At 70.3% G+C, this 5,191-nt stretch carries 7 protein-coding genes and 2 tRNA genes; 8 read left to right on the forward strand and 1 reads right to left on the reverse strand.

Annotated features, from left to right (window positions below; all coding sequences use genetic code 11):
* The 7 genes from dnaQ to A612_RS03580 all read left to right on the forward strand — a co-directional run.
* The coding region (gene dnaQ / locus A612_RS03550; RefSeq protein WP_019373214.1) for a DNA polymerase III subunit epsilon at positions 1-667 on the forward strand (667 nt) is incomplete at its 5' end.
* A gap of 40 nt (positions 668-707) precedes the next feature.
* A tRNA-Val gene (locus A612_RS03555) sits at positions 708-782 on the forward strand.
* Between the two features lie 29 nt (positions 783-811).
* Positions 812-886: transfer RNA gene (locus tag A612_RS03560), tRNA-Val, on the forward strand.
* Positions 887-982: 96 nt separating this feature from the next.
* On the forward strand, positions 983-2,086 hold the full coding sequence (locus A612_RS03565) for an NAD(P)/FAD-dependent oxidoreductase (RefSeq protein ID WP_019373215.1): 1,104 nt from the start codon (positions 983-985) through the stop codon (positions 2,084-2,086).
* Between the two features lie 102 nt (positions 2,087-2,188).
* On the forward strand, positions 2,189-2,497 hold the full coding sequence (locus A612_RS03570; RefSeq protein WP_019373216.1) for a DUF883 domain-containing protein: 309 nt from the start codon (positions 2,189-2,191) through the stop codon (positions 2,495-2,497).
* Between the two features lie 65 nt (positions 2,498-2,562).
* Positions 2,563-2,958: a phage holin family protein gene (locus A612_RS03575; protein WP_019373217.1), complete on the forward strand. Its 396-nt coding sequence runs from the start codon at positions 2,563-2,565 to the stop codon at positions 2,956-2,958.
* Between the two features lie 2 nt (positions 2,959-2,960).
* Complete coding sequence (locus A612_RS03580; protein WP_019373218.1) at positions 2,961-3,260, forward strand: hypothetical protein; 300 nt, start codon at positions 2,961-2,963, stop codon at positions 3,258-3,260.
* A gap of 14 nt (positions 3,261-3,274) precedes the next feature.
* On the opposite strand, the gene A612_RS03585 is transcribed toward A612_RS03580, so the two are convergent.
* Entirely contained in the window at positions 3,275-4,333 is a 1,059-nt protein-coding gene (locus tag A612_RS03585; protein ID WP_019373219.1) for a quinone-dependent dihydroorotate dehydrogenase, read from the reverse strand.
* Between the two features lie 35 nt (positions 4,334-4,368).
* On the opposite strand from A612_RS03585, the gene rpiA reads away from it, so the two are divergent.
* A complete protein-coding gene (rpiA, locus tag A612_RS03590; protein ID WP_019373220.1) occupies positions 4,369-5,061 on the forward strand; it encodes a ribose-5-phosphate isomerase RpiA in 693 nt (230 codons plus the stop codon).
* The last annotated feature ends 130 nt before the right edge of the window (positions 5,062-5,191 follow it).

Below are 5,191 nucleotides of genomic sequence, written 5' to 3' on the forward strand. Positions count from 1 at the left end.
CGACGGCGACCGCATCATCGAGCTGGGCTGCGTGGAGCTCGTGGCGCGCAAGCCCACGGGCAACAACCTGCACCTGTACCTCAATCCCGACCGCGACAGCCATGAGGATGCGCTGCGCGTGCACGGCATCAGCAACGAGTTCCTGCGCGACAAGCCCCGCTTTGCCGAGCGTGCGCAGGAAATCCTCGACTACCTGCGCGGCGCCGAGCTGATCATCCACAACGCGGGTTTCGACGTCGGCTTCCTCGACAAGGAGCTGGAGCTGGCCGGGCTGCCGCCCCTGGCAACGCACGTCGCAGGAATCGTCGATACCCTGGCGATGGCGCGCGAGATGTTCCCGGGCAAGCGCAACTCGCTCGATGCACTGTGCGACCGGCTGGAGGTGGACAATTCCGGGCGCACGCTGCACGGCGCATTGCTGGACGCGCAGCTGCTGGCCGAGGTCTACATCAACATGACGCGCGGGCAGGAGGCCCTGCTGGTCATGGACGAAGCGGCCGACGGCGCGGGCGCCGGCCCGGCCTCGGGCATCGACCTGCGGCGCCTGGTCCTGCCGGTGATCGCGCCCACCGCGGCCGAGCTGGCGGCCCACGAGGCGCTGCTCACGCAGCTCGACAAGGCGAGCGGCGGCAAGACCGTGTGGCGCAATCTCTCGCAACCAGGCTGAAGCTGTGCCATAATCTGCGGCTTGTTGCACAGCGCAACTTGGGTGATTAGCTCAGCGGTAGAGCACTGCCTTCACACGGCAGGGGTCACATGTTCGATCCATGTATCACCCACCAGTTTTCAAGGCCGGGCGTTGCCGGGCCGAGGGTGATTAGCTCAGCGGTAGAGCACTGCCTTCACACGGCAGGGGTCACATGTTCGATCCATGTATCACCCACCAGATCTTCATCATTCGGGCGCATGCCCGCCGGACAGGGCCAGGAAGCGATTCCCGGCCCTTTTTCGTTGGCGCGGCGCCTGTGGCGGGAGGGCAGGGATGGAGCAGGTCGACGCCGTGGTCATCGGCGCGGGGGTCGTGGGGCTGGCCGTGGCGCGTGCCTTGGCGCTGGCGGGGCGCGAAGTGCTGGTGCTGGAGGCCGAGGGCGCCATCGGCACGCAGGCGAGCTCGCGCAACAGCGAGGTCATCCATGCCGGGATTTACTACCCGCCCGGCTCGCTCAAGGCCCGGCTGTGCGTGCGCGGCAAGGCGCTGCTGTACGACTACCTCGGGGAGCGTGGAGTGCCACATCGGCGCTGCGGCAAGCTGATCGTCGCAACGCAGGAAGAGCAAGTTGCGGCGCTGCGGGCGCTGGCCTCGCGCGCCCGCGCCAACGGCGTGGACGACCTGCAGTGGCTGACGCGCGCGCAGGCCCTGCAGCTCGAGCCCGCACTCGAATGCCACGCGGCGCTGCGCTCGCCCTCCACCGGAATCCTCGACAGCCACGCTTTCATGCTCGCCCTGCAGGGCGATCTGGAGGCCGCGGGCGGCGCGGTCGTGCTGCGCGCGTCGGTGGAAGGGGGTCGCGCCGCCCCGCAAGGGCTGGTGCTGCGCATGGCCGACGGCCTGGAGCTGGCTGCACGCTGTGTGGTCAACGCCGCCGGGTTGCGCGCGCCGGCACTGGCGAAGCGTTTCGAGGGCATCGATCCGGCCCGGGTGCCGCAGGCGGCCTGCGCCAAGGGCAGTTATTTCGCCCTGGGCGGACGCGCTCCCTTTTCCCACCTGGTCTATCCCGTGCCGGAAGAGGGCGGGCTGGGTGTGCACCTGACGCTCGACCTGGGCGGGCAGGCGCGCTTCGGTCCGGACGTGCAATGGGTGGACGACCCCCAGGACCTGGACGTGGATCCCGGGCGGGCGGCGGCCTTCGAGGCCGAGGTGCGCCGCTACTGGCCTGGTCTGCCGCAGGGCGTTCTGCAGCCGGGCTATGCAGGCATGCGGCCGAAGCTGCGATGGCCGGCCGGTGCGGTGGAGGCGGATTTCCTCATCCAGGGCCCGGCGGAGCATGGGGTGCCCGGCCTGGTGCAGCTGCTGGGCATCGAGTCGCCCGGGTTGACCAGCGCACTGGCGATCGGCGAGGAAGTGCTGCGCGCCCTGCAGGGCTGAAGCGGCGGCTTGGCACGCGACTCGCTCTAAGATGGGATACCCGCCTACAGCCGCGTGGCGGCGGGTGATTTACTGTCGAGTCAACCAAGAAAGGCCAAACCCATGACCTCCGTCTCCGAAACCCTATCCAACACCCAGAGTGAACTGGAGCGCCTCGTCGGCGATCTGCGCGGCTTGCTGGCCAACAAGGAATTGGACAACATTCCGCAGATCAGGCAGCTGCGCGAGCGCCTGGACGATGGCATCGAGAACGTGCGCGACAGCGCCGTGCGTGCCGCCCAGGAGGCCGCGGCCCAGGCCCGCGACGCAGCGCGTGCCGCCGACCGCTACGCCCACGACGAGCCCTGGCGCGTGGCAACTGCCGCGCTGGCCGCCGGTGCGTTGGTGGGCTTCCTGCTCGCGCGCCGCTGAGCGATTCGCCCGGCCGGTGCCCTGGCGCCGGCCGCCACCCCACGCCGAACAAGAAAGACAAGCGCATGAACTGGTTATCCCTGCTGGGCCTGGAGGGCTGGGTGGCGCGCTGGCGCGCCGCGATCATCGAGGGCGCCATCGCCGCCGAGGACCGCCTCACCCTGGCGCGGCTGGAGCTCGACGACTTCAAGCGGCGCCTCATGCAGCTGGTGGTGCTGGGCATCGTGTTCGGCGCGCTGGCGATGCTGGCGCTGCTCCTGCTGTCGCTGGCGGTGCTGGTGCAGTTCTGGGATTCGCCCCAGCGCGCCCTGGTGGCGTGGCTGCTGGCGGGGGGGTGGACGGTCGCGTGTGTCGGCGTGCTGCTGGCCATCCTGTCGCTGGCGCGCTTGCTCGGCAATGCCTTCGCCTTCACGCGCCGCGAACTGGGCAACGACTGGAACCTGATCAAGGGAAAGCTCTGACCATGACGACCAAACGCCTGCCCATCGCCACTCCGGAGCAGCAGCAGGTGCTGGACCGCATCCTGGTGCAGCGCGAGCGCCTGCGCGCCCGGCGCGAGGCCTACCGCCAGACGCGCGCCATCGTCCAGGCGCGCGCCGGTCTGGATCCCAACGACCCTCTGCCCAAGCGCCTGTTGGCCTTCGCGCGGCTGCACCCGGCGGTGGTGGCCGTGGCGCTCGGCGTGGCGGCGCTGGCAGGTCCGCGCCGGCTGATCCGCTGGGCCGGCGTGGTCATGCCGCTGGTTTCGCGGCTGCGCCGCTGAGGCCTGCCGCAGCCTCAGGCCGTGTCCCCCAACCGCGCGCGCAGGGCGCGGGCGATTTCGGGGACCAGGGCAGGGCCGCGGTAGATCAGGCCGGTATAGAGCTGCACCACGTCGGCTCCTGCCTCGATCTTGGCAAGCGCATCTTGTGCGCTCAGCACGCCGCCCACGCCGATGATCGGATAGCCTGCGCCCAGCCGCGCGCGCAGCTGGCGGATAATCGCGTTGCTTGCCTCGCGCACCGGCGCGCCGCTCAGGCCTCCCGCCTCGTTTGCATGCGCAAGGCCCTGCACGGCGGCGCGCTCGACCGTGGTGTTGGTGGCGATCACCCCATCCATGCCGTGGCGCTGCAGCGTGGCAGCGATGACCTCGACCTGCTCGGGCTGCAGGTCGGGCGCGATCTTCACGAACACCGGCACGCGCCGTCCCTGCGCGGCTGCCAGCCGCTCGCGTTCGGCCGCGATGGCGCCCAGCAGCGCGTCGAGTGCGGCGTCGCCCTGCAGCGCGCGCAGGTTCTGCGTGTTGGGCGAGCTGATGTTGACCGTGACGTAGTCGGCGTGAGGATAGACGCCGCGCAGGCAGTCCAGGTAGTCCTGCGTCGCCTCCCCGATCGGCGTGCTGGCGTTCTTGCCGATGTTCAGGCCCAGCAGCAGCGGGCGACCCTCGGTGCGCACGCGCGAGCGCTGGACGTTCGCCACGAAGGCGTCCAGTCCGTCGTTGTTGAAGCCCAGCCGGTTGATCAGCGCCTGCGCCTCGGGCAGCCGAAACATGCGCGGGCGCGGGTTGCCGGGCTGCGGACGCGGTGTCACCGTGCCGACCTCCACGAAGCCAAAGCCCATGGCAGCCAGCGCATCGATGCAGCGCGCGTTCTTGTCCAGCCCGGCGGCCAGGCCCACGCGGTTGGGAAAGCGCAGGCCGGCGAGCTCGACCGGATCGCTCACCCGCGCCTGCCGCCAGGCGCGCTCCAGCGCCGTTCCCTGGCCGCGCGCCAGCCATTCGAGAGTCAGGTCGTGGGCGCGTTCGGGGTCGAGGCGGAACAGGAAAGGGCGGGCCAGCGCGTAGGGAAGCAAGGACATGGGGATAATCCGCAAAAACCCTGCGATTGTCTCCCATGACCACACCTGCTCCCCTGTCTCAGGACGCCCTCAAGACCCTGGTCGGTCAAGCCGCGCTGCACTACGTCGAGCCCGGCAGCATCGTCGGCGTCGGTACCGGCTCCACGGTCAACAAGTTCATCGACGCGCTCGCCACCATCAAGGAGCGCATCCGCGGTGCCGTCTCCAGCTCCGAAGCCAGCACGGAGCGGCTGCGGGCGCTCGGCATCCCGGTGCTGGAGGCCAACGAGGTACAGGGGCTGCCCGTCTACATCGACGGGGCCGACGAGATCGACGGCCGCGGCCACATGGTCAAGGGCGGCGGGGCGGCATTGACGCGCGAGAAGATCGTGGCGGCGCTGGCAGAGCGCTTCGTGTGCATCGCCGACGAGTCGAAGCTGGTGGACACGCTGGGCAGCTTTCCGCTGCCAGTGGAAGTGATCCCCATGGCCTCGGCCCACATCGCGCGCCGCTTCGAGGCATTGGGCGGCCGGCCGTCGGTGCGTCTGAAGGCCGACGGCACGCCCCTGGTGACGGACAACGGCCAGCACCTGCTGGACGTGGCGGGCCTGGCGATCACCGACCCGCTGGCTTTCGAGGCCGAGGTAAACCAGTGGCCGGGCGTGGTGACGGTGGGCGTCTTCGCCCAGCACAAGGCGAGCGTGTGCCTGCTCGGCACGCGCGAGGGGGTGCGGACGCTGTCCTTCTGAGCTTCTGGCGAATCTTCAGAACACGATGCCGGCCGGGTTGGCGGGCGCCGGCCCGGCGGGGCGGGCGGGCGCGCTCGGCGCGTTGCCGCCAGCCTCGCCCGATCCCGGTGCGGCGGCCGGCTCGGCAGGC

The sequence above is a fragment of the Melaminivora alkalimesophila genome (assembly GCF_000282995.1).
Lineage (GTDB): Bacteria > Pseudomonadota > Gammaproteobacteria > Burkholderiales > Burkholderiaceae_C > Melaminivora > Melaminivora alkalimesophila.